The 23,345-nt window shown below is 40.7% G+C and carries 25 protein-coding genes and 1 pseudogene; all 26 read left to right on the forward strand.

All coding sequences use genetic code 11. The features are described from left to right. Positions 1-155: 155 nt before the first annotated feature. Complete coding sequence (gene glyA, locus CN326_RS05695; RefSeq protein WP_141524974.1) at positions 156-1,397, forward strand: serine hydroxymethyltransferase; 1,242 nt, start codon at positions 156-158, stop codon at positions 1,395-1,397. Positions 1,398-2,031: 634 nt separating this feature from the next. Next, positions 2,032-2,661, forward strand: a complete 630-nt coding sequence (gene upp, locus CN326_RS05700) for a uracil phosphoribosyltransferase (RefSeq protein WP_020061432.1) — start codon at positions 2,032-2,034, stop codon at positions 2,659-2,661. A gap of 330 nt (positions 2,662-2,991) precedes the next feature. Then, positions 2,992-3,105, forward strand: a pseudogene (locus tag CN326_RS25385) (DUF4024 domain-containing protein). 26 nt (positions 3,106-3,131) lie between these two features. Next, positions 3,132-3,356, forward strand: a complete 225-nt coding sequence (locus CN326_RS05705) for an AtpZ/AtpI family protein (protein ID WP_141524975.1) — start codon at positions 3,132-3,134, stop codon at positions 3,354-3,356. Then, positions 3,356-3,748, forward strand: a complete 393-nt coding sequence (locus tag CN326_RS05710; RefSeq protein WP_098307121.1) for an ATP synthase subunit I — start codon at positions 3,356-3,358, stop codon at positions 3,746-3,748. The genes CN326_RS05705 and CN326_RS05710 overlap by 1 nt, the downstream gene beginning before the upstream one ends. 7 nt (positions 3,749-3,755) lie before the next feature. Continuing rightward, a complete protein-coding gene (atpB, locus tag CN326_RS05715) occupies positions 3,756-4,475 on the forward strand; it encodes a F0F1 ATP synthase subunit A (protein ID WP_098307123.1) in 720 nt (239 codons plus the stop codon). A gap of 57 nt (positions 4,476-4,532) precedes the next feature. After that, positions 4,533-4,751 carry a F0F1 ATP synthase subunit C gene (atpE, locus tag CN326_RS05720; RefSeq protein WP_098307126.1) on the forward strand — a complete coding sequence of 73 codons (219 nt, stop codon included), beginning with the start codon at positions 4,533-4,535 and terminating at the stop codon, positions 4,749-4,751. A gap of 126 nt (positions 4,752-4,877) precedes the next feature. Then, on the forward strand, positions 4,878-5,387 hold the full coding sequence (gene atpF / locus CN326_RS05725) for a F0F1 ATP synthase subunit B (RefSeq protein ID WP_098307128.1): 510 nt from the start codon (positions 4,878-4,880) through the stop codon (positions 5,385-5,387). Further along, positions 5,384-5,926, forward strand: coding sequence for a F0F1 ATP synthase subunit delta (locus CN326_RS05730; RefSeq protein ID WP_098307130.1), 543 nt, complete (start codon positions 5,384-5,386; stop codon positions 5,924-5,926). The genes atpF and CN326_RS05730 overlap by 4 nt, the downstream gene beginning before the upstream one ends. Before the next feature lie 11 nt (positions 5,927-5,937). Continuing rightward, the gene (gene atpA / locus CN326_RS05735) at positions 5,938-7,446 is read left to right on the forward strand and encodes a F0F1 ATP synthase subunit alpha (RefSeq protein WP_098307132.1); all 1,509 of its coding nucleotides are present in this window, start codon (positions 5,938-5,940) and stop codon (positions 7,444-7,446) included. A 221-nt stretch (positions 7,447-7,667) separates the two neighbouring features. Beyond that, positions 7,668-8,525, forward strand: a complete 858-nt coding sequence (gene atpG / locus CN326_RS05740) for an ATP synthase F1 subunit gamma (protein ID WP_098307134.1) — start codon at positions 7,668-7,670, stop codon at positions 8,523-8,525. A 110-nt stretch (positions 8,526-8,635) separates the two neighbouring features. Continuing rightward, positions 8,636-10,030 carry a F0F1 ATP synthase subunit beta gene (atpD, locus tag CN326_RS05745; protein ID WP_098307136.1) on the forward strand — a complete coding sequence of 465 codons (1,395 nt, stop codon included), beginning with the start codon at positions 8,636-8,638 and terminating at the stop codon, positions 10,028-10,030. A gap of 20 nt (positions 10,031-10,050) precedes the next feature. Then, positions 10,051-10,452: a F0F1 ATP synthase subunit epsilon gene (locus CN326_RS05750; protein ID WP_098307138.1), complete on the forward strand. Its 402-nt coding sequence runs from the start codon at positions 10,051-10,053 to the stop codon at positions 10,450-10,452. A gap of 243 nt (positions 10,453-10,695) precedes the next feature. After that, positions 10,696-11,064, forward strand: a complete 369-nt coding sequence (locus CN326_RS05755) for an NADH-quinone oxidoreductase subunit A (RefSeq protein WP_098307140.1) — start codon at positions 10,696-10,698, stop codon at positions 11,062-11,064. Continuing rightward, on the forward strand, positions 11,055-11,573 hold the full coding sequence (gene nuoB, locus CN326_RS05760; RefSeq protein WP_098307142.1) for an NADH-quinone oxidoreductase subunit NuoB: 519 nt from the start codon (positions 11,055-11,057) through the stop codon (positions 11,571-11,573). Before CN326_RS05755 ends, nuoB begins: the two co-directional genes overlap by 10 nt. Then, entirely contained in the window at positions 11,570-12,847 is a 1,278-nt protein-coding gene (locus tag CN326_RS05765; RefSeq protein ID WP_098307144.1) for an NADH-quinone oxidoreductase subunit C, read from the forward strand. The genes nuoB and CN326_RS05765 overlap by 4 nt, the downstream gene beginning before the upstream one ends. A 298-nt stretch (positions 12,848-13,145) precedes the next feature. Next, the gene (gene iscB, locus CN326_RS05770) at positions 13,146-14,369 is read left to right on the forward strand and encodes an RNA-guided endonuclease IscB (RefSeq protein ID WP_098307146.1); all 1,224 of its coding nucleotides are present in this window, start codon (positions 13,146-13,148) and stop codon (positions 14,367-14,369) included. 35 nt (positions 14,370-14,404) lie between these two features. Then, complete coding sequence (nuoD, locus tag CN326_RS05775; protein WP_098307148.1) at positions 14,405-15,505, forward strand: NADH-quinone oxidoreductase subunit NuoD; 1,101 nt, start codon at positions 14,405-14,407, stop codon at positions 15,503-15,505. Next, a complete protein-coding gene (gene nuoH / locus CN326_RS05780; RefSeq protein WP_098307172.1) occupies positions 15,505-16,506 on the forward strand; it encodes an NADH-quinone oxidoreductase subunit NuoH in 1,002 nt (333 codons plus the stop codon). The genes nuoD and nuoH overlap by 1 nt, the downstream gene beginning before the upstream one ends. Before the next feature lie 23 nt (positions 16,507-16,529). After that, on the forward strand, positions 16,530-16,949 hold the full coding sequence (gene nuoI, locus CN326_RS05785) for an NADH-quinone oxidoreductase subunit NuoI (RefSeq protein ID WP_098307150.1): 420 nt from the start codon (positions 16,530-16,532) through the stop codon (positions 16,947-16,949). After that, positions 16,946-17,470, forward strand: coding sequence for an NADH-quinone oxidoreductase subunit J (locus CN326_RS05790; RefSeq protein ID WP_098307152.1), 525 nt, complete (start codon positions 16,946-16,948; stop codon positions 17,468-17,470). Before nuoI ends, CN326_RS05790 begins: the two co-directional genes overlap by 4 nt. Next, positions 17,463-17,777, forward strand: a complete 315-nt coding sequence (gene nuoK / locus CN326_RS05795) for an NADH-quinone oxidoreductase subunit NuoK (protein ID WP_098307154.1) — start codon at positions 17,463-17,465, stop codon at positions 17,775-17,777. The genes CN326_RS05790 and nuoK overlap by 8 nt, the downstream gene beginning before the upstream one ends. A gap of 30 nt (positions 17,778-17,807) precedes the next feature. Continuing rightward, entirely contained in the window at positions 17,808-19,673 is a 1,866-nt protein-coding gene (nuoL, locus tag CN326_RS05800) for an NADH-quinone oxidoreductase subunit L (RefSeq protein WP_098307156.1), read from the forward strand. Next, the gene (locus CN326_RS05805; RefSeq protein WP_098307158.1) at positions 19,670-21,172 is read left to right on the forward strand and encodes an NADH-quinone oxidoreductase subunit M; all 1,503 of its coding nucleotides are present in this window, start codon (positions 19,670-19,672) and stop codon (positions 21,170-21,172) included. Before nuoL ends, CN326_RS05805 begins: the two co-directional genes overlap by 4 nt. A 7-nt stretch (positions 21,173-21,179) precedes the next feature. After that, positions 21,180-22,700 carry an NADH-quinone oxidoreductase subunit NuoN gene (gene nuoN / locus CN326_RS05810; protein WP_303745192.1) on the forward strand — a complete coding sequence of 507 codons (1,521 nt, stop codon included), beginning with the start codon at positions 21,180-21,182 and terminating at the stop codon, positions 22,698-22,700. Positions 22,701-23,076: 376 nt separating this feature from the next. Then, on the forward strand, positions 23,077-23,313 hold the full coding sequence (locus CN326_RS05815; protein ID WP_098307162.1) for a DUF1146 family protein: 237 nt from the start codon (positions 23,077-23,079) through the stop codon (positions 23,311-23,313). Positions 23,314-23,345 lie beyond the last annotated feature (32 nt).

Here is a 23,345-nt window from a genome sequence, read left to right on the forward strand (position 1 = left end):
TCTTTTTTTTCTTTTATCATGTGTAGAGTCGTGTTAGAATGTAGTTGAAAACATGAAGGTTTAGAAGAATTACAACTGGAATTTTCGTTTTTTCTTGCAAAATGAAGAAAAAATATCGGGAATAGATGTAATTCGTTCAGAAAAGGGGGATTTTGATGGAGCATTTAAAACGTCAAGATGAAAAGGTGTTTGCTGCAATTGAATTAGAATTAGGAAGACAGCGTTCAAAAATCGAGCTTATTGCATCTGAAAACTTCGTAAGCCAAGCCGTAATGGAAGCACAAGGTTCTGTATTAACGAACAAGTATGCAGAAGGATATCCAGGGAAACGTTATTACGGTGGTTGTGAGCATGTGGATATCGTAGAAGATATCGCACGTGATCGCGCAAAAGAAATTTTTGGCGCAGAGCACGTAAACGTTCAACCGCATTCTGGTGCACAAGCAAATATGGCTGTATACTTCACAATTCTAGAGCAAGGTGACACAGTGCTTGGTATGAACTTATCTCACGGCGGTCACTTAACACACGGAAGCCCTGTTAACTTTAGTGGTGTACAATACAACTTCATCGAATACGGTGTAGATCCTGATACACATCACATCAATTATGAAGATGTATTAGAAAAAGCGAAAGAGCATAAGCCGAAATTAATCGTTGCGGGTGCTAGTGCGTATCCTCGTGTAATTGATTTCAAAAAATTCCGTGAAATCGCTGATGAAGTTGGCGCATATTTAATGGTAGATATGGCACATATCGCGGGGCTTGTAGCAGCTGGCTTACACCCAAATCCAGTACCATACGCTGATTTTGTAACAACAACAACTCATAAAACATTACGCGGACCACGCGGTGGTATGATTTTATGTAAAGAACAATTTGCAAAACAAATTGATAAATCCATCTTCCCTGGTATTCAAGGCGGACCGCTTATGCACGTAATCGCTGCAAAGGCAGTTGCATTTGGAGAAGCATTGCAGGATGACTTCAAAACATATGCACAAAACATTATCAACAACGCAAGTCGTTTAGCAGAAGGTCTGCAAAAAGAAGGTATTACACTTGTTTCTGGTGGCACGGACAACCACTTAATTTTAATGGATGTTCGTAATTTAAACATTACTGGAAAAGTTGCAGAGCATGTATTAGATGAAGTTGGTATTACAACAAACAAAAATACAATTCCATTTGACCCAGCTAGCCCATTTGTAACAAGCGGAGTTCGTATTGGAACTGCAGCTGTAACATCAAGAGGCTTTGGACTTGCTGAAATGGATGAAATTGCATCCATTATCGCTTACACATTAAAAAATCATGACAATGAAGCAGTACTAGAAGAAGCACGCGTGCGTGTAAATGCTTTAACAAATAAATTCCCAATGTATAAAGAGCTATAAGAGAAAAAAGCTGTTGAAACATATTGTTTCAGCAGCTTTTTTTGTTAAATTCTTGATATATTGTTTATCCTTCTATTCGCGGGTAGTGAGCCCCACTCGCTGATAGAAGTTTCACTTTATCCCGCAGTAAGACCCCACCTCAAGATTCAGAGAAAATCGAAGAAGATAGGTAGGGGATAACTGCTGGCATGTGCCTGATTGGTTAAACTAACCATCAGTGGGGGATGAAAAAAACACTGATGGAGGTTTCACTTTACTAAAAGATAAACTTTTCATGTGTGTGTAATGAAAGTCTTGTTTATTTCGTACATTTATCATGTTCTTATGGAATATGTTTTAGTTGAAAAAGAAAATAAAAAACATTATTTAACAGAGCTTCCATGAAAATATTACATATGAGAAAGAAGAGCATGCAAAGCATCCTATGTATGTATACAAATCATGAATATATTTTAAATATATAATGAAGGATTTCGTTTCCATAATTGGTAAGGCTATTCTTGATAGAGAGAAGAAGCATTTGAAATTTTGCCAAATTCACCCTTGAATATTAGTGGCGTTTTCTTTACAATCGTACATAGTGTAAAAAACGGCGTGTCCTCACGCATCAATATCATCTGAAGGAGAGATTCACATGGGAAAATTGTATGTTTTTGATCACCCTTTAATTCAGCATAAGATTACATATATTCGCGATAAGAATACAGGAACGAAAGAATTTCGTGAGCTAGTAGATGAAGTAGCAAGCTTGATGGCGTTTGAAATTACACGCGATCTTCCGCTTGAAGAAATTGAAATTGAAACACCTGTAAGTAAAGCGAAAACAAAAGTGATTGCAGGTAAGAAGCTTGGTTTAATTCCTATTTTACGTGCGGGCTTAGGAATGGTAGATGGAATTTTGAAACTAATTCCAGCGGCGAAGGTAGGTCATATCGGTTTATATCGCGATCCAGAAACATTACAACCTGTAGAATACTATGTGAAACTTCCAACTGATGTAGAAGAACGTGACTTTATCGTACTTGATCCAATGTTAGCAACAGGTGGATCTGCATCAGAAGCAATTACTTCTTTAAAGAAGCGCGGTGCGAAACATATTAAATTAATGTGTATCGTTGGTGCTCCAGAAGGCGTAAAAGTTATTCAAGAAGACCATCCTGATGTGGATATTTACGTTGCTGCATTAGATGAAAAATTAAACGATCATGGATATGTTGTACCAGGTCTTGGAGATGCTGGTGACCGTTTATTCGGAACGAAGTAAGACAACAGACGAGAAGGATGCCTTCTCGTCTGTTTTTTTATGCAACATAACATACAGTCCAATTGCATATAATATAGAAACTTCTACTTGAGAAAGTTATATTACAGAAGGAAATCGTTATATTAGGAAAAAATAATAGTGACAAAAATGTGAACTTTTTTCTTCCATTATAAAGAGAAAAGGCCTGGAGATTAGACGTTTATTAACAGTATTTTGAAGGGGAACGTTTTCATTTCTGTCAATAAATGACTAATACTCAAATTTTTTGATTTTTTTCGATTTGACGTTGACACTGTTTAATACCCTATTGTATGCTAACAACGGGGATAGATGGTAGGGTTTTCATTGACAATTTTTCATCTATTCAGTGACGAAAAAGTTAACTTTTTTATTTGACTAGGATTTATACAAAAAAATGAGTTATTATTAACGCATAGTGAATGAGACTTTACATATGGAGGGATGAATCCTTGGAGGAAAACAAGCGCAGTCCATTTAAGGCATATGCTTTAATGACCGGAATTCTTTCTCAGCTCGTTGGTGCTATTTTAGTTGGAATTTTTGGCGGGCAATGGATTGATAGTAAGCTTGGAACGTTTCCTTTATTCCTAGTAATCGGTTTATTACTAGGTCTTGGAACAGGGGTTTATGCTATGATTCGACTCATTCGACACTTTTATTCAGGAGAGCAATGATGATAGAAGTACATGAACTTGTCCAAAGACAAAAGAAATATATGTACAACCTTCTCGCACTCTTTGTATTAGGATGGGGCTTTACCTCATACAAAGATGTCTTTCTGGGGCTGATTATCGGAACGATTTTCGGTTTTCTTAGTTTGCGCATCGTTGCACACAAGACGGACAGGCTGTTAGATCGCGTTACACAAGGAGAGAATGTAAAGTATAAAGCGACCGCAGTGAGTACATATTCGAGATTAGCCACGATAGGGTTATTAATTATATTTGCAGCGAAATATCAATATTTAATAGCGATGTGGAGCTTAGGAGTAGGATTGCTGACAGGATATCTTGTCATGATCATAGATTTTCTTTATCTACAATATAAGAGCAGGGAAGAGAGGTGAATTACTAGTGGAACACGGTAAATTAGTTGAATTTCTAGGTTTAACGTTCGACTTGTCCGCTGTTATGATGACGACTGTTGCGGCAGTAATCGTATTTATCATTGCTATGATTTGTACACGTCGCTTAGCCTTACGTCCAACAGGAATGCAAAACTTCCTTGAATGGATTATGGACTTCGTGAAGGGTATGATCAATAGTACGATGGATTGGCAAACAGGCGGACGATTTTTAACGCTTGGAGTTACACTCATTATGTACATATTTGTAGCAAACATGCTCGGTTTGCCGCTCATGCTTACGGTAGCTGAGGGTGGTGAGCACCTTGCAGGTTGGAGATCTCCAACGTCTGACCCAGCAGTTACTCTAACATTAGCCGTGATGGTAGTTGCCCTCACCCATTATTATGGAGTTAAGATGAAGGGTACGAAAGAATATTTAAGAGGCTATTTTCAACCAATGAAATTCTTATTCCCGTTAAAGGTGATTGAGGAATTTGCTAATACATTGACGTTAGGTCTTCGTTTATTTGGTAACATCTATGCTGGTGAGATTTTATTAACATTACTTGCTCAGTTAGGTGCAAGCGGTGTGTTTGGCGCGTTAGGTGCTGTTCTGCCGATGTTAGCATGGATGGGCTTCAGTATTTTCGTAGGTGCTATCCAGGCATTTATCTTTACAATGTTAACGATGGTGTACATGGCTCATAAAGTAAGCCACGACCATTAATATATTTAAAGTAAGTACAAAATTTATTTTTTAATGATAAAAAGGAGGACTTTTAAAATGAGTTTAGGTGTAATCGCAGCTGCAATCGCAATTGGTTTATCTGCATTAGGTGCTGGTATTGGTAACGGTCTTATCGTATCTCGTACAGTTGAGGGTGTTGCTCGTCAACCAGAATTACGTGGTCAACTTCAAACAATTATGTTCATCGGGGTAGCGTTAGTTGAGGCGCTTCCAATTATCGGTGTAGTAATCGCGTTTATCGTATTAAACAAATAAGGGATAGCTCCCCTTACAATAAGTGGCGAAGATCGTTTTGGGACCTTCTTCGCCATTGCTTTATGAATGAAACATTACTTGTCTTTTCATTTATTTAATTTAGATTTTTGAAGGGAGTGAATCCTTGTGCCAACTCTATTATTAGGAGCTGCTGCTGTTCCATACGGAACGGTACTTTATACATTAGTCGTTTTCCTAATTCTATTAGCACTGCTTCGTAAATATGCATTTGGACCTTTAATGGGAATTATGAAGGAACGTGAAAATCATATTTCTAGCGAAATCGACGCTGCAGAAAAGAACAATGCAGAGACGAAAAAGTTAGTAGAAGAACAACGTGAAATGTTAAAACAATCACGTGTTGAAGCGCAAGAATTGATTGAGAGAGCGAAAAAGCAAGCAGAGGATCAAAAAGAAAGTATCATTGCTGCTGCAAAAGAAGAAGCAGTATCTATTAAAGAATCTGCTGTACAAGAAATTCAACGCGAAAAAGAGCACGCGATTGCTGCTCTGCAAGAACAGGTTGCTTCTTTATCTGTACAAATTGCTTCTAAAGTAATGCAAAAAGAATTGAAAGAAGAAGATCAAGTTCAATTAATTCGCGATTATATTAAAGAGGTAGGAGAAGCGCGATGAGCAATGAGATTGTAGCTAAACGTTATGCTGTCGCTCTTTTTCAAATCGCAAAAGATAAACACGCACTAGAAATGTTTGAGGAAGAACTGCGCCTTGTACAAAGTATTTTTGTAAGTAGTAAAGAACTACATACTTTTTTAGGACAACCAAGCATTTCAAAAGAAGAGAAAAAACAATTCCTTTCTAACGTGTTTTCTACTGTTTCTCAACCAATTTTAAACACATTATATATTTTAATCGATAATCATCGCGAAACATTAGTGCCTGAAATTGTAGATACGTATGTTGCACTTGCAAACGAAGAGCGTAACGTAGCTGATGCAATTGTTTACTCTACTCGTTCTTTATCAGAAGATGAGAAGCTTAGCATTGCAGAAGTATTTGCAAAGAAAACAGGAAAAGATGCAATTCGCGTTCAAAATGTTGTAGATGAAAATTTACTAGGCGGTATTAAAGTACGCATTGGAAACCGCATTTACGACGGCAGTTTACAAAGAAAGTTAGCACGTATCCAGCGTGAACTTATGAAGAATAGATAGGGGTGAAGCGCATGAGCATCAGAGCTGAAGAAATTAGCGCACTGATAAAGCAACAAATTGAAAACTATCAATCTGAGATCGAAGTTAGCGATGTTGGTACAGTTATTCAAGTTGGTGACGGTATTGCACGTGCTCATGGTCTTGATAACGTTATGGCTGGTGAACTTGTTGAGTTCGCTAACGGCGTTATGGGACTAGCACAAAACTTAGAGGAAAATAACGTAGGTATCATTATTTTAGGACCTTATACTGAAATTCGTGAAGGTGACGAAGTACGTCGTACAGGTCGCATCATGCAAGTACCAGTAGGGGAAGAATTAATCGGCCGTGTTGTAAACCCATTAGGTCAACCAGTAGACGGTTTAGGCCCAATTAATACAACAAAAACTCGTCCAATCGAAAGCCCAGCACCAGGTGTAATGGACCGTAAATCTGTTCATGAGCCACTTCAAACTGGTATTAAAGCGATTGACGCTCTTGTACCAATTGGTCGTGGACAACGTGAGTTAATCATCGGTGACCGCCAAACTGGTAAAACAGCTGTTGCACTTGATACAATCTTGAACCAAAAAGATCAAGATATGGTTTGTATCTATGTAGCGATCGGACAAAAAGAATCTACAGTTCGTAACGTAGTTGAAACATTACGTAAGCACGGTGCATTAGAGTACACAATCGTTGTAACTGCATCTGCTTCTCAACCTGCTCCATTATTATACTTAGCTGCATATGCTGGTGTAACAATGGGTGAAGAGTTCATGTACAACGGCAAACACGTATTAGTTGTATATGATGACTTATCTAAACAAGCAGCTGCATACCGTGAGCTGTCATTACTATTACGTCGTCCTCCAGGTCGTGAAGCATATCCAGGGGATGTATTCTACTTACACTCCCGCTTACTAGAGCGCGCGGCAAAATTAAGTGATGCAAAAGGCGCTGGTTCTTTAACAGCATTACCTTTCATCGAAACACAAGCAGGGGACGTATCAGCTTACATCCCAACAAACGTAATCTCTATCACAGATGGACAGATTTTCTTACAATCTGATCTATTCTTCTCTGGTGTACGTCCAGCGATTGACGCAGGTACTTCTGTATCTCGTGTTGGTGGTGCGGCTCAGATCAAAGCGATGAGCAAAGTATCTGGTACACTTCGTCTTGACCTTGCATCTTATCGTGAATTAGAAGCGTTCGCTCAGTTCGGTTCTGACCTTGATAAAGCAACACAAGCGAAATTAAACCGTGGTGCACGTACAGTAGAAGTATTAAAACAAGGCTTACATAAGCCATTAAAAGTAGAAAAACAAGTTATGATTCTTTACGCATTAACACGCGGATTCTTAGATGATATCCCAGTAGCGGACATCACTCGTTTCGAAGAGGAGTTCCATGCTTGGTTAGATACGAATGCTGCTGAATTATTAACTGAAATTCGTACAACAACAAAACTTGCTGAAGACGAAAAAATGGCAGCAGCTATTAACGGCTTCAAAAAAGTTTTCGTAGCATCTGAATAATAATAAAAAGCAGAGCCGGCTCTTGTAGCCGCTCTACTTAAATATAGAAACAGGCAACTCTTACATAGAGTGCTAACGGATATGTAGAGGAAAAGAGTAGGTGCACCTATTCTTTTCCTCCAATCATGAACAAGTATAACTTGTTAATTAGATTGGGAAGATGAACAAACGGAGAGTCTTTCTAATCATGCCAACTTCCGGAAAAAAGGTGGTGAAAACCTGTGGCATCTTTACGCGATATAAAAGCAAAAATTAACTCGACAAAGAAAACGAGTCAAATTACGAAAGCGATGGAGATGGTATCTGCATCAAAATTAAACCGTGCAGAGCAAAATGCTAAATCTTTCGTTCCGTATATGAATAAGATTCAAGAAGTAGTAGCGGATATAGCGCAAGGTAGCGGGGTAAATCACCCAATGCTAACAGCGCGTCCTGTGAAGCGAACAGGATATATTGTTATTACATCGGATCGCGGACTAGCAGGTGGATATAACAGTAACGTTTTACGTGCAGTAAGCAACGTAGTGAAAGAGCGTCACAACATGGATGCAAACCAGTACGCGATTATTGTACTAGGACGTCTAGGCCGTGATTATTTAAAACGTCGTGGTTTTAATATCATTGATGAAGTAATTGGATTATCTGATCAACCATCATTTGCTGATATTAAAGATATTGCTTCAAGAGCAATTTCTATGTTTACAGATGGTGCTTATGATGAATTGTATATTTATTACAATCATTATGTAAGTAAGATTTCACAAGAAGTAACGGAGAAGAAGATTTTACCGCTTACTGATGTGGCATCTGAAAAAGCAAAAACTTCATATGAGTTTGAACCGTCTGAAGAAGATATTTTAAAAGTATTATTGCCTCAATACGCAGAAAGCTTAGTGTACGGTGCATTGCTAGACGGTAAAGCAAGCGAGCACGCAGCGCGTATGACAGCAATGAAAAGTGCTACAGACAACGCAATGGAAGTTATCGATACACTTACACTTTCTTTCAACCGCGCTCGTCAAGCAGCGATTACGCAAGAAATTACGGAAATCGTCGGCGGTGCAGCAGCGTTAGAATAGGAATAAAAAGCGGAGCCTATAATCTCAAAGCGAAATGAAATATAAAAAAACTCAAAGCCGACTGTTCGTAGAAAAGCTGGCTAATTTAAAGAAAGCTAGGAGGGAACCCGATGAATAAAGGGCGCGTTACGCAAATCATGGGTCCGGTTGTAGACGTTAAGTTTGACGGCGGAAAGCTACCTGAAATCTACAATGCCCTTAAAATTAAACAAGATGCAATTAACTTAACTTTAGAAGTTGCGATTCATCTTGGTGATAATACAGTTCGTACAGTAGCAATGTCTTCTACAGACGGACTTGTTCGTGGCGTTGAAGTAGAAGATACTGGTAAAGCAATCTCAGTTCCAGTTGGTGATGCAACACTTGGCCGTGTATTTAACGTATTAGGTGATGCAATTGACTTAGGTGAAGCAGTAGCAGCGGATGTACGCCGTGATCCAATTCACCGTCAAGCACCTGCATTTGAAGAGTTATCTACAAAAGTAGAAATTCTTGAAACTGGTATTAAAGTAGTAGACTTATTAGCTCCTTATATTAAAGGTGGTAAAATCGGTCTATTCGGTGGTGCCGGTGTAGGTAAAACAGTATTAATCCAAGAATTAATTAACAACATCGCACAAGAGCATGGCGGTATCTCTGTATTCGCTGGTGTAGGTGAGCGTACTCGTGAAGGTAACGACTTATACCATGAAATGAGTGATTCTGGTGTAATCAAGAAAACAGCGATGGTATTCGGACAAATGAACGAGCCACCTGGAGCACGTCAACGTGTTGCATTAACAGGTTTAACAATGGCTGAACATTTCCGTGATGAGCAAGGACAAGACGTACTTCTGTTCATCGATAACATCTTCCGTTTCACGCAAGCTGGTTCTGAAGTATCTGCCCTTCTTGGTCGTATGCCATCTGCGGTAGGTTACCAACCAACACTTGCAACTGAAATGGGTCAATTACAAGAGCGTATTACATCAACAAATAAAGGGTCTATCACGTCTATCCAAGCGGTATATGTACCAGCCGATGACTACACTGACCCAGCACCAGCAACAACGTTCGCTCACTTAGATGCAACAACAAACTTAGAGCGTCGTTTAACACAAATGGGTATTTACCCAGCGGTAGACCCATTAGCGTCTACATCTCGTGCACTTTCTCCAGAAATCGTTGGAGAAGAGCATTATGCAGTTGCTCGTCAAATTCAGCAAACATTACAACGTTATAAAGAGCTTCAAGATATCATCGCTATCTTAGGTATGGACGAGTTATCTGAAGAAGATAAATTAGTTGTACATCGTGCTCGTCGCGTTCAGTTCTTCTTATCACAGAACTTCCACGTAGCAGAGCAATTTACAGGTCAAAAAGGATCTTATGTACCTGTAAAAGACACAGTTCGTGGATTCAAAGAAATTCTAGAAGGAAAACATGATGACCTTCCAGAGGACGCATTCCGTCTTGTTGGTGGTATTGAAGAAGTTGTTGAAAACGCGAAGAAAATGATGGCGTAAGGCCTTAGGAGGGACGAATTATGAAGACATTTCCAGTCAGTATTGTAACTCCTGATGGACCGGTTTACGAAAATGAAGTTGAAATGGTAAGCGTAAAAGCAGAGAGCGGGGAAATGGGGATCTTGCCAGGTCACATTCCAACTGTTGCACCACTTAAGGTTAGTGCAATTCGCTTGAAAAATGGTGGACATACAGATTACGTAGCAGTTAGCGGTGGCTTTATTGAAGTTCGCCCTGAGAAAGTAACAGTATTAGCACCATCTGCTGAAACAGCAAGTCATATCGACGTTCATCGTGCAAATGAAGCGAAGCGCCGTGCTGAGCAACGTCTGCAAGATAAACAAGCACATGTTGACTTCAAACGTGCAGAAATGGCACTACAACGTGCAGTGAACCGTTTGAACGTTTCAAATATGAAGTAATGAAAAAAGCCGTAAAGGGATGAACCTTTACGGCTTTTTTTATAGTTATCCCGCAGAAGTATGAATACCATGTTCTTTTAAGTTTTTGTTCCTTTTTCCCAATATATCGACATAGGAATTTAAAATTTGATATAATAACCATAATTGCATTATTTAGAAAAATTAAAAAATAATAAATGGTGCAAATCAATCATAACGTTTACTGAGTGCACTTGTATTTGTGAGGGGGGAGAGAGTTTCACAATGGAAAATGTATATGAAAATAGTTATATGATTGTCGTCATTTTTTTGTTATTAGGTATATTACTGCCGATTGTAGCACTCACATTGGGAAAGTTGCTGCGTCCACATAAACCGAGTACAGCGAAGAAAACAACATATGAAAGTGGAATTGAGCCGTTTCAAGATGCAAACGTCCGCTTCCATGCCCGTTATTATATTTTTGCATTGCTTTTTGTCATTTTTGATGTAGAAACTGTATTTTTATATCCTTGGGCGGTAGCGTATGACAAGCTGGGTCTATTTGCATTAGTGGAGATGCTCATTTTTGTTATTATGTTACTCATTGGTCTTGCATATGCTTGGAAAAAGAAGGTGTTACAATGGCTATAAATTTTGAAGATATTCATCCACAAGAACGCGCTGAATTAGAAAGAAATATATTTTTTATGACGCTTGAGCAAGTAAAGGGCTGGGCTCGCAGTAATTCGCTATGGCCGATGACATTTGGACTGGCATGCTGTGCGATTGAGATGATGGGAGTCGGCTCTTCGCACTATGATTTAGATCGATTTGGCTCTTTCTTCCGTACATCACCCCGTCAATCAGATGTCATGATTGTATCTGGAACAGTAACGAAGAAAATGGCACCAATCGTTCGTCGTTTATATGATCAAATGCCAGAACCGAAGTGGGTCATTGCAATGGGGTCTTGTGCAACGGCAGGAGGACCATATGTGAATTCGTATGCTGTTGTAAAAGGGGTGGATCAAATCGTACCAGTGGATGTATACATTCCTGGCTGTCCACCAAATCCAGCAGCTTTAATTTACGGTATTAATAAATTAAAAGAGAAAATTCGTTACGAAGCAAAGACAGGGAAGCAGGTGACGAATAAATGAGCGACCAAGATAAAAATATAGATGATGCGAAAAAAGAGGCGGCAAGACGTGCAAAGGAAGAAGCGCAGAAGCGACTGGCGGCACGTCAGGAAAATGAGATTCAACTTGTAGAAGAAAAAGAGAAAGCGCTATCAAATGGGAATGAAATAGATGTAGCAGAAGTAAAACGCCGGGCAGCAGAGGAAGCAAAAGCGAAGGCGGCAGCGCTAGCGAAGCAAAAAGAAAAGGAAGAAGAATCGCCGGAAGACGATGAGAAGGCAAAAGCAATTGCGGAAGCGAAAGCGAAGGCGGCAGCGCTAGCGAAGCAAAAAGAAAAAGAAGAAGAATCGCCGGAAGACGATGAGAAGGCAAAAGCAATTGCGGAAGCGAAAGCAAAAGCAGCAGCAGCGGCAAAAGCGAAGGCAGCAGCGCTAGCGAAGCAAACAGAAAAGGAAGAAGAATCGTCAGAGGATGACGAGAAAGCGAAAGCAATTGCAGTAGCGAAGGCCAAAGCAGCGGCCGCGGCGAAAGCAAAGGCGGCGGCGCTAGCGAAGCAAACAGAAAAGGAAGAAGAATCGTCAGAGGATGACGAGAAAGCAAAAGTAATTGCGGCGGCGAAAGCAAAGGCAGCGGCAGCAGCAAAAGCGAAGGCGGCTGCACTAGCGAAGCAAATGGGAAAAGAAGAATCGCCGGAAGACGATGAGAAGGCAAAAGCAATTGCGGCAGCGAAGGCCAAAGCAGCAGCAGCGGCCGCGGCAAAGGCTCGGGCGGCTGGAGAAAAGAAAGAGGAAGAAGAACAGAAAGTAGAAGAGCCGTCACGAAATCAGCCATATTTAGATGCGTACGTTCAGGCAGTTGCAGCAAAATTTGGTGAAGGTGTGTTAGAAGATTTCTATATTAATACATTGTCCAAGGATGTGCCAACGCTTATTGTGAAGCCAAAGCATTACTATGAAGTGATGGAACTTTTAAAGGTGGATCCCGAATTTGCATTCGATTATATGTCAGAATTGCATGCGACAGATTTTGTAACGCATATGGAAGTTTACGTGCATTTATTCTCTTACGGCAAGAATCAATCTGTAGCGGTAAAAGTAAAGCTTGACCGGGACGAGCCGAAAGTGTCTTCCATTGTACCGTTATGGAGCGGGGCAGATTGGCCGGAGCGCGAGGCGTATGATTTACTTGGCGTTGTGTTTGAAGGGCATCCAAATTTAAAGCGTATTTTGATGCCGGATGATTGGATTGGCTATCCGCTGCGAAAAGATTACGAGCCTTTTGATGTGGAGCTTTGAAACAGTGGTTCAATATATGGACAATTCTAGCCAAAAGTGGTCACTAGTCTTTTAGCTAGATGCTCGTTTCTTAGCTTTCACCCCTTAGTGAGTGTGGCGTTTAGAAATAGGCTCTGCACGATGAACTACGTTGGTAAGTCAGGTGAAAACACACCTGCGGATGTAATCGTCAGTCCGCTGCTCTGTGAGTGCCAAGGAAGAAACTATGCTAATGACCTGCATAGACACACCGAAACACATGTCCTCTTACTGACATTGGGTAGACGAACAATTCTCCATAAAGGATGGTTGGTCAGAAATGACTGTATATGCTTTTGTTGTCGATATAAACGAGAAACCGTTAAGTCCAACAAGAGAAAATAATGCATGGTATTTAATCCGAAAGAAAAAAGCAGTGCTGAAAAGCAAGTATCCGATGGTTATACAACTCAACAAAGAAGTTTCAAATGAAAAACAAGATATATCTACCTTTGTTTGTGGTATTGATGATGGTTCGAAGCATGTTGGAATAGGTATTGTTCAAAATGGAAAGAAAGCTGTGTTTACAGGTGAAATAGAACAACGTCAAGATGTCAAGAGTCTCATGGATCTAAGGCGTATTTATCGGAAGTATAGAAGGAGGCATAAAAGATATCGAAAAACACGTTTTAATAATCGTGCTTCTAGTAAAAGAAAAGATCGAATATCGCCTTCTGTTAAACAAAAGCGAGAAGCCGTACTTCGTGTTGTAAACCAGCTGCAAAAATGGATACCAATACACAAAATTGTGTTAGAAGATGTGCAGATTGATGTTCGTAAGTTGACAGAAGGAAGACAACTGTATCAATGGCAATATCAACAATCTAATCGTTTAGATGAAAACCTTAGGAAAGCAACTCTCATCAGGGATGATTTTATGTGTCAACAATGTAGTAAGAAGAATTGTAAGTTAGAAGTGCATCATATTACACCGAGACGATTTCGCGGTGCAGATACATTGAAGAATCTCATTACATTATGTTCAGTTTGTCATGAATCATTAGGAACGGATGAATTAAATTATGCAGAGCATTTTTACACATTAATTGAAGGAAAGCATATTCGATTTGATTATGCACAGCATGTTATGCAAGGAAAACATTATTTACGAAACGAACTTGCAAAAATCTCTCCTTTGGAACTTACGACAGGATGCGATACAGCAAACAAACGGATTGATTATGATATTGAAAAATCGCATACAAATGATGCCTTAGTAATAGCAGGATTAAAGAATAGCAATGTATTCATACAACCCTATAAAATCAGGCCAATGAGAAGAAAGTTAAAAGCTAAAGTAGAGGGATTAAATGGTTTTCAACATCGCGATTTTATAAAGTATACAAAGAAAAATGGAGAAGAATATATCGGTTGGATTACAGCTTTATCCCAAAAACGAAAAACGTTAAATATCACAACAATAGATGGGAAAGTGCTTAAACGATACGGTATAGGAAGATGTACTTTGTTATGGAGGTTTCAATACATTTATTGGATGATATAAAGGTATTTTAGAAGCTTAGGTGGGAGGTGTAAAACATGATTCGTACAGAAGAAATGCTTTTAAATGTAGGGCCACAGCATCCGAGTACGCACGGTGTATTTCGGCTCGTTATTAAAATTGACGGAGAAATAATTAAAGAAGCTACGCCTGTCATTGGATATTTGCACCGCGGCACAGAGAAAATTGCGGAAAGCTTGCAGTATACGCAAATTATTCCGTACACGGACCGAATGGATTATTTATCAGCGATGACAAATAACTATGTCATTTGTCACGCGGTTGAGACGATGATGGGGCTGGAAATACCAGAGCGTGCTGAATATTTGCGCGTACTTGCAATGGAACTTGGGCGCGTGGCGAGTCACCTCGTTTGGTGGGGTACAAATTTACTTGATATCGGAGCGGTGAGTCCGTTCTTATATGCATTTCGTGAACGCGAGATGATTATTAACCTACTGAACGAATTATGCGGAGCACGTTTAACATTTAACTATATGCGTGTTGGCGGGGTGAAGTGGGATGCGCCGGACGGATGGATTGAAAAAGTGCGCGAGTTTGTTCCATATATGAGGGAGCAGCTAAAGGGATATCACGACCTTGTGAGCGGCAATGAAATTTTCTTAAACCGTGTAAAGGGAGTCGGTATTTATTCGGCAGATGATGCGCTGCAATATTCATTAAGCGGAGCGAACTTGCGCTGCACAGGTGTGAAATGGGATCTTCGTAAAGACGAACCGTACTCGATTTATGACCGTTTTGACTTTGATGTTCCGGTTGGTAAAGTAGGCGACGCTTGGGACCGTTACGTTTGCAGGATGGAGGAAATTGAAGAGTCGCTGAAAATCATTGAGCAAGCGGTAGAACAGTTTCCAAAAGAAGGAGCTATTTTAGCGAAGGTACCGAAGATTATTAAAGCACCAAAAGGTGAGGCGTTTGTTCGAATTGAATCACCGCGCGGAGAGATTGGCTGTTACATTGCGAGCGATGGAAAGAAAGAGCCGTACCGCTTAAAGTTCCGCCGTCCATCTTTTTATAATCTACAAATCTTACCAAAGATTTTGAAAGGCGAGAATATCGCAAACTTAATTACAATCTTAGGCGGCGTTGATATTGTACTTGGGGAGGTTGATGGATGATGATACAAAACCTCTTAGAGTCACCCGCAAGCTGGACGAATTTTCTTATCTTTTTCGGATTAGCAACGTTGTTATTGTTTGTCGTTCTTGGTTTTGTTACATATGGAATTTTAGCAGAGCGAAAAGTAATGGGATTTATGCAAGGGCGCATAGGACCAAACCAAGTGGGAGGCCGTTTTGGACTCCTGCAAACAGTAGCGGACGTGTTAAAGCTCCTGTTAAAAGAAGATACGATCCCGAAAGCTGCTGATAAACCCCTCTTCATATTAGCACCTGTCATTGCGTTTGCGCCGGCATTTATGGTATTAGCAGTGATTCCATTTACAGATAAATTACAGTTTGCTGATATTGGTGTTGGCTTACTGTACTACATTGCAATCTCTGGTATTACAACAATTGGCGTTGTAACTGGGGGCTGGGCGTCTAACAATAAATACTCCTTACTAGGAGGAATGCGCGCCGCAGCGCAAATGATTTCCTATGAAATTCCACTTGTTATGAGCGTAATTGGAATAATTCTTCTAACGGGCAGCTTGAATTTAAATGAAATTGTCGAGGCGCAAAAAGGGGTTTGGTTCATTTTCGTGCAGCCAGTTGGTTTTGTCGTATTCTTAATCGCAGCTGTTGCCGAATTGAACCGGACGCCGTTTGATTTACCAGAAGCTGAATCGGAGCTTGTTTCTGGATACCATACAGAATACTCGGGATTCCGCTGGGCGTTCTTCATGCTTTCTGAGTACGTGTATTTCTTTGGAATGGCATCGCTTATGACGGTACTATTTTTAGGGGGATGGCAGCCAATTCCGTTTCTATCGTTTATTCCAGGTGCCGTTTGGTTCGCGCTGAAATTTAGTGCTGTTGTGTTTCTATTAATTTGGTTCCGCGTGACGTTTCCGCGTATACGAGGCGATCAATTGATGGAGTTTGGCTGGAAGGTACTATTGCCAGTAGCGCTTGCGAATATTTTCTTAGCTGCACTCATAAAAGAGTTGTTCTTCTAATCTAAAAAGGGGGTAGGAGTACAATGAAAGGATTATTTAAAGGTTTAAAGTATACACTTAGTAACTTAAGTAAGAAGAAAGTAACGTATGACTATCCAAATCAGCCACTACCACTTCCAGATCGCTTTCGCGGCATTCAAAAGTTTTATCCAGAAAAATGTATTGTTTGCAATCAATGCGCAAATATTTGTCCGACAGACTGTATTCAACTAACAGGGAAAAAGCATCCGGATCCAGAGAAGAAAGGGAAGATCATTGATACGTATGATATTAACTTCGAAATTTGTATTCTTTGCGATCTTTGTACAGAAGTTTGCCCGACAGAAGCGATTGTGATGACAAATAACTTTGAGCTAGCGGAATATACACGTGATGATTTATTTAAAAATTTACAGTGGCTGGATGAAAATGATCAAAATGTGAGAAGGGAGAATAAAGCATGAATGGCGAGTTAGTAGCATTTTTAGCATTAGCCCTGCTTGCGATGATGGGCGGTGTACTTATGCTGAACTTAAAGAAAGTGATGCATATGATGCTCGCTCTAGTGTTTACGTTCCTTAGTATTGCTGGGCTTTATTTTATGTTATCAGCAGAGTTTGTCGGGGTTGTACAAATTTTGATTTACTCCGGTGCGATTACGATTATTATGATTTTTGGCATTATGTTAACGAAGCATAATGATGAGGAAGAAACGCGTTTTGGTTGGCGGAAATTATTTGTCTTTCTTGCAGTTGTGATATTCGGTGCGGTGATGTATTTTGCGGTGAATAACGTAGGTTTTGAGAATCAAAGCGTTCAAGATGGGGTACTGCTTCATGAGCAAAATACACTTCAGATTGGAGAATTGTTGTATTCGAAATATATAATACCGTTTGAGTTAACGTCTGTTTTGTTACTTGTTGCTCTTGTTGGCGCAATTGTACTTGCGAAGAAGGATGAGAAAGAGGGGGATTCGCATGAGTAGCATTCCAGCTTCTGCGTACCTGACGCTTGCGATTATACTGTTTTGCATCGGTTTATTTGGGGCATTAACGAAGCGTAATACAGTAATTGTATTGGTTTGTATTGAACTGATGCTGAACGCGGCGAATTTAAATTTAGTTGCCTTTAGCAAATTAGGGATGTTTCCAAATTTAAAGGGACAAATTTTTGCACTGTTTACAATGTCCGTCGCTGCAGCAGAAGCTGCGGTTGGCTTGGCAATTTTAATCGCTTTATACAGAAACCGCGCAACGGTTAATACAGATGAAATGGATTCGTTAAAGCATTAATGTTGTGACCGAAAAGGGGGGGAGAAACTAATGATGGACTATGCATGGCTAATACCGCTTTTCCCGCTTGTATCTTTCGTTTTACTCGTGATGTTTGGCAAGAAGCTGAAAGAAGGAAGTAGTTGGCTTGGCACCTTTCTCGCTTTTCTTTCATTTGCGGGTGCGGTACTGGTATTAATAGAACGGCTATCGGCAGAAACGGTAAAACAGCAATGGACATGGCTGCAAATTGGAGATGTGAGTATTTCCTTCGGCTTTGAAGTAAATGCGTTAAACGCATTGATGCTCTTTATTGTCACACTTGTGAGCTTGCTCGTTCATATGTATTCGAAAGGGTATATGCACGGCGATGAAAGGTTCCATATTTTTTATGCGTACTTAGGGTTATTTACGTTTGCGATGCTTGGGCTTGTGATTTCAACTAACTTATTGCAGCTTTATATATTCTGGGAGTTAGTCGGACTCGGTTCCTTCTTGCTAATTGGTTTCTATTTCTTTAAAGAAGAGGCAAAGGCAGCTGCAAAAAAGGCGTTTATTATGACGCGGATTGGGGATGTCGGTTTATTTATCGGGATGATTCTATTATTCTGGCAAGTTGGCAGCTTTGACTACGATGCAATCTTCCAGGCGGTACAAGCTGGAGAGATTTCAGGGACGATGATTACACTAACGGCAATTTTAATCTTTGTTGGCGCAATGGGGAAGTCCGGTCAGTTTCCGCTGCATACGTGGCTTCCGGATGCGATGGAGGGCCCAACGCCAGTATCAGCACTTATCCACGCAGCAACAATGGTTGCAGCTGGGGTATATTTGGTTGCTACCATGTTCCCGCTTTTCTCAGCGAGCGAAGCGGCGATGCAAACTGTTGCCATCGTTGGCGGCGTTACGGCAATCTTTGCGGCATCCATTGGTTTAGTGCAAACAGACATTAAGCGTGTGTTAGCGTACTCCACAGTAAGTCAGCTTGGCTATATGATGCTTGCACTTGGTTCGGCAGGGTACGTGGCTGGTGTTTTTCATTTAACGACGCACGCGTTCTTTAAGGCATTATTATTCTTAGCAGCCGGAAGTGTCATTCATGCCGTACATACGCAAAACATCGAAGAAATGGGCGGTTTGTTTAAGAAGATGAAAATAACCGGCTCGTTGTTTTTAATTGGTACGCTTGCAATTAGTGGTGTTCCGCTATTTTCTGGATTCTTTAGTAAGGATGAAATTTTAGCGGCGACGTGGGAACGCGGCAATTACGGTTTATTCGTCCTTGCGGTAATTGCAGCTTTCTTCACGGCCTTCTATATGTTCCGCCTTTACTTCCTTGTCTTTACGGGAGAAGCGCGCGGGGAACAGAAGAATGTGCATGAATCTCCGGGCGTGATGACAGTGCCGATGATGGTTCTTGGCGTCTTAGCCGTTGTAGCGGGTTATGTGAATACACCTTGGTTCGGAACATTTCTTGGGGATTGGCTTACAAAAGACGTAGCGTTTCAGGTGAAGCAAGTCCATGGTCCGGCCTGGATCATGATTGTGGCCACGCTCGTTTCATTAGCCGGGATTGTCTTAGCGTATTTGATATATGGAAAACGCACAATTTCCCGTGATTGGATTGGCGGCGAGAAGACCGCGATGTACAGCTTGCTGAAGGAGAAATATTATATTGATGAATTGTATAGCGTAACAGTGCTTCCGCTCGTGAAAGGAACTGCATATGTGTTGCACTTTTTTGAAATGTATGTTGTTGAAGGAATGGCGAAGCTAGTCGCTGGCATTGTAAGAGGTGTGAGCGCGGCCTTATCGAAATTGCAAAACGGGCAAGTACAAATGTACGGCACAGTTACAGCTATTTGTTTAGCTGCATTAGTAATGATTCTGCTATTGACAGGGGGGCATGGACAATGAGTTCCTTTCTATTATCTTTCTTCATTTTCTCCCCGCTGTTAGGTATCATACTGTTGGCATTTATACCGAAGACAGAAGAGAGAGCGGCGAGGATTGTTGGTCTGCTTGGCACATTACTTCCCCTCGGGTCCGCGCTCTTTATTGCGATTACATATGCATCGGGAACAAGCTTAACGATCTTTGCTGAGAAGGTAAAGTGGATTCAATTTGGCCGCTTTCCAGGTATGGAGAACGAATTGTTTACGATTTATTATGAGCTTGGCATTGATGGTTTCTCGCTCGTTATGATGCTTCTGACAGCATTGTTAGCGACGTTGGCAGCTATTACGGCCTTTTCCATTACAAAGCATGTAAAAGGTTTCTATATGTTACTGCTTATGCTTGAAATCGGAATGCTTGGTGTCTTCGCTGCTGAAAATCTGCTGCTGTTCTTCGTTTTCTTTGAAATTACATTGCCAGCTATGTTTTTACTCGTTGGCAAATGGGGCAAATTTAGCAGTGAAAAAGCAGCGTACAGCTATTTAATTTATAACGGCATTGGTTCTGCGATTTTACTCATTGCCTTTTCAATTTTATTTGCAAGGGCAGGTACAACGAATATAGCAGAGCTGCAAGCCGTTTTAGCAGGAAAAGAAATGACAACAGTCGGTGAATTGTCTGATTCGTTGCAGCTTGGGTTATTTCTAGCCATTATGGTGGCATTTATGATTAAGCTTCCGGTCTTTCCGCTTCACCGCTGGATGGTGAACGTCCATGTACAAGCGCACCCGGCAATTGTTATGCTGCATGCGGGTGTTCTCTTAAAGATTGGGGCGTACGGGATTGTCCGCTTTGGAATGGGTCTTTTCCCAGAGCAGTTTGAAAAGTTTGCGGTTGTCTTAGCGGTTTTAGGGGTTATCAATTTACTGTACGGTGCATTATTAGCACTTGTTCAAACAGATTTTCGAAAAGTGCTCGCATATTCAAGTATTTCGCATATGGGAATTGTGCTGATCGGTTTAGCTGCGCTGAACGAGGCAGGGATGAAGGGCGCATTGTTCCAAGTTGTTTCCCACGGTTTAATCGCCGCGCTGTTATTCTTCCTTCTTGGCATCATCGAGCAGCGCTTTGGCACTTCTGACATTACAAAGCTTGGCGGTTTAGCGAAGCAAGTACCAATCCTTAGCGGTTTCTTATTAGCAGGAAGTATGGCTTCGCTCGGACTTCCTGGAATGTCTGGTTTTGTGAGTGAATTTCTAGCGTTTCTTGGCTTGTTTCAAGCGCACCCAATCTTAGCGGCGATCGGAGCAATCGGTATTATTTTAACAGCGGTGTATGTACTCCGGGCAGTTATGCAAGTTACATTCGGACAAAGGGAATGCGAAGCGAAAAGCGATATGCGCGGAGTGGATTATATTCCCGTTGTGATCTTGCTGGCGTGTATTCTAATCATCGGTATCGTGCCAGATGTACTTGGTGAACCGCTTCGTGACACATTACAATCGTTAGGAGGTAGATAGAATGGATATGAAAACATTACTAGGCTTATCGTGGTATTTAATGACGCCGGAATTCATCCTTCTTGGCGGTGCTATCCTTCTATCACTTCTTGATCTGTTCGCGAAACAAACGTTTCATCGCCGGAATTTAGCGTACGGGGCAATTGGAACGGTCATACTTGCACTTGTTGCGCTCGTTACATTGTACGGTGCACCGGCTGGAGAGATTTTAGATGGGTCATTTATATTAGACGGATTTTCCAAAGCGTTTAAAACGCTCTTATTGCTGGGCGGCATTCTTGTATTATTCGTTGCAATGAGCGACGATACCGAGCAGCCGATTGAAGATCGAGGAGAATATTATTACTTATTTTTAACGGCGCTTCTTGGTGCGATGGTTATGGCGTCTAGCAGTGATTTTATTACATTATTCATCGGTCTTGAGTTATTATCATTGTCTTCGTACATTTTAGTCGGCATTCGTAAGAACAATAAAGCTTCGAATGAGGCGGCAATGAAGTACGTAATTAATGGCGGCATTTCTACAGCAATCACGCTGTTTGGAATGAGTTATTTGTACGGACTGACAGGTTCAACGAATATTTTGGATATGCAGGGCTTGTTTATACAAGGAGTGAGCGGTGATATAGAACTTTTATTGGCACTTGCGTTTATCCTGCTCTTTGTCGGTTTGTCTTTTAAAATTGCGACTGTCCCATTTCATATGTGGGCACCTGACGTGTATGAAGGCGCAACGACGCCTGTTACAGCGTTGTTAGGAACAGTATCGAAAATTGCTGGATTTGTGATGATTATTCGTATTTTCTTAGTCATCTTCGCATTAGTTCCTGTTCAAAATGAAACAACATCACTATTAAGAAATATGAGCATCTATATTGCAGTTCTTGCTGGTGTAACAATGATTGTTGGAAATAGCGTTGCCTTAAAGCAGTACAATATAAAACGAATGCTTGCGTATTCAGGAGTGGCGCATGCTGGTTATTTACTTGTACCGTTCGTAGCGTTGTCACCATTTCTGATGGATAGTATGTGGTTTTACATGCTTGCTTATGTCCTGATGAATATCGGAGCATTTGCGATTATCCACGGCATAATCTTACAAACGGGACAAGAAAATATATCTGCTTTTGCAGGTTTATATAAACGATCACCATTTGCAGCGGTCATGATGACAATTTTTATGATGTCACTTGCTGGTATTCCGGGGACAGCAGGATTTATCGGAAAGATTAACATCTTTTTAGGAGCCTTTATCGTCCAGCCAGCTCATTACGTGCTCGCATCGATTATGATGGGGACAACGGTAATCTCATTCGTCTATTATTTCCGCATTTTGCAGCAAATATTTTTCCGCCGTGCAGAAAGTGAAGAGCGTATCGTTCTTCCGGTTAACTTGAGAATAGTTGTAAGCCTGTGCGCGATTGCAACAGTTGTGCTCGGTATATTACCGGCAATCGGTTACAATTTCTTTTATGATTATTTTCCGCTTATGAAGGATTTCTTCTTTGTCGGGAACGTGGTACAATAGTAAAAATTGAAAGTGTAGAGCATGTACTCTACACTTTTTATTTTGGTTATTTTTTGTTTACTACAAAAGTAGTAAATGTGTTGAACCAATCGGGCTCATGCGGGCAGTTGTCTATTAGAGTAAGATAAAGTGAAACTACGTTTTGGGAACGATTTTTTCGAAAAGGTTAGTTGAACTAATCGAGCTCATACGGGCAGTTGTGCACCAAGATATACGAAAGTTACTGCCTGTTAGAGCGGGATAAAGTGAAACTACCTTTTTGGAACGATTTTTTCCGAAAAGGTTAGTTGAACCAATCGGGCTCATACGGGCAGTTGTGCACCAAGATATACGAGAGTTACTGCCCGTTAGAGCGGGATAAAGGGGTCGATTTTTTATGGCACAAATTTTAGGGCAACAAGCACTCATTGCGATTGTGTCGCATTTACTGTTTATTACCATTACGTGGTGGACGCTCCAGGGCCTTCATGTAGAACGCCTGATGAAACCAGGGAAAGTATTGCAAACGAGAGTGTTCATGATTCTTGTAACGATTGCCATCGGTGCATCGGTAAGTAACTTTTTCCTTGATTACTTAGGGTATTCAAAGAGCTTAACATACCTTGTAAAGTAAAAAAGTACAACGTATAGAACCATCCTTCTCCG

Origin of the sequence: Bacillus sp. AFS018417 (assembly GCF_002560985.1) — a bacterium.
Lineage (GTDB): Bacteria > Bacillota > Bacilli > Bacillales > Bacillaceae_G > Bacillus_A > Bacillus_A rhizoplanae.

Excerpts from the sequence above, each read along its gene's own strand:
- CN326_RS05805 (WP_098307158.1), top strand. The coding sequence starts at position 19,670 with ATGAGTTCCTTTCTATTATCTTTCTTCATTTTCTCCCCGCTGTTAGGT.
- nuoB (WP_098307142.1), top strand. The coding sequence starts at position 11,055 with ATGGCTATAAATTTTGAAGATATTCATCCACAAGAACGCGCTGAATTA.
- CN326_RS05815 (WP_098307162.1), top strand. The coding sequence starts at position 23,077 with ATGGCACAAATTTTAGGGCAACAAGCACTCATTGCGATTGTGTCGCAT.
- nuoK (WP_098307154.1), top strand. The coding sequence starts at position 17,463 with ATGAGTAGCATTCCAGCTTCTGCGTACCTGACGCTTGCGATTATACTG.
- nuoN (WP_303745192.1), top strand. The coding sequence starts at position 21,180 with ATGAAAACATTACTAGGCTTATCGTGGTATTTAATGACGCCGGAATTC.
- nuoD (WP_098307148.1), top strand. The coding sequence starts at position 14,405 with ATGATTCGTACAGAAGAAATGCTTTTAAATGTAGGGCCACAGCATCCG.
- glyA (WP_141524974.1), top strand. The coding sequence starts at position 156 with ATGGAGCATTTAAAACGTCAAGATGAAAAGGTGTTTGCTGCAATTGAA.
- CN326_RS05755 (WP_098307140.1), top strand. The coding sequence starts at position 10,696 with ATGGAAAATGTATATGAAAATAGTTATATGATTGTCGTCATTTTTTTG.
- CN326_RS05765 (WP_098307144.1), top strand. The coding sequence starts at position 11,570 with ATGAGCGACCAAGATAAAAATATAGATGATGCGAAAAAAGAGGCGGCA.
- CN326_RS05790 (WP_098307152.1), top strand. The coding sequence starts at position 16,946 with ATGAATGGCGAGTTAGTAGCATTTTTAGCATTAGCCCTGCTTGCGATG.
- CN326_RS05750 (WP_098307138.1), top strand. The coding sequence starts at position 10,051 with ATGAAGACATTTCCAGTCAGTATTGTAACTCCTGATGGACCGGTTTAC.
- upp (WP_020061432.1), top strand. The coding sequence starts at position 2,032 with ATGGGAAAATTGTATGTTTTTGATCACCCTTTAATTCAGCATAAGATT.
- atpE (WP_098307126.1), top strand. The coding sequence starts at position 4,533 with ATGAGTTTAGGTGTAATCGCAGCTGCAATCGCAATTGGTTTATCTGCA.
- nuoI (WP_098307150.1), top strand. The coding sequence starts at position 16,530 with ATGAAAGGATTATTTAAAGGTTTAAAGTATACACTTAGTAACTTAAGT.
- iscB (WP_098307146.1), top strand. The coding sequence starts at position 13,146 with ATGACTGTATATGCTTTTGTTGTCGATATAAACGAGAAACCGTTAAGT.
- CN326_RS05730 (WP_098307130.1), top strand. The coding sequence starts at position 5,384 with ATGAGCAATGAGATTGTAGCTAAACGTTATGCTGTCGCTCTTTTTCAA.
- nuoH (WP_098307172.1), top strand. The coding sequence starts at position 15,505 with ATGATACAAAACCTCTTAGAGTCACCCGCAAGCTGGACGAATTTTCTT.
- nuoL (WP_098307156.1), top strand. The coding sequence starts at position 17,808 with ATGATGGACTATGCATGGCTAATACCGCTTTTCCCGCTTGTATCTTTC.
- CN326_RS05710 (WP_098307121.1), top strand. The coding sequence starts at position 3,356 with ATGATAGAAGTACATGAACTTGTCCAAAGACAAAAGAAATATATGTAC.
- atpA (WP_098307132.1), top strand. The coding sequence starts at position 5,938 with ATGAGCATCAGAGCTGAAGAAATTAGCGCACTGATAAAGCAACAAATT.
- atpD (WP_098307136.1), top strand. The coding sequence starts at position 8,636 with ATGAATAAAGGGCGCGTTACGCAAATCATGGGTCCGGTTGTAGACGTT.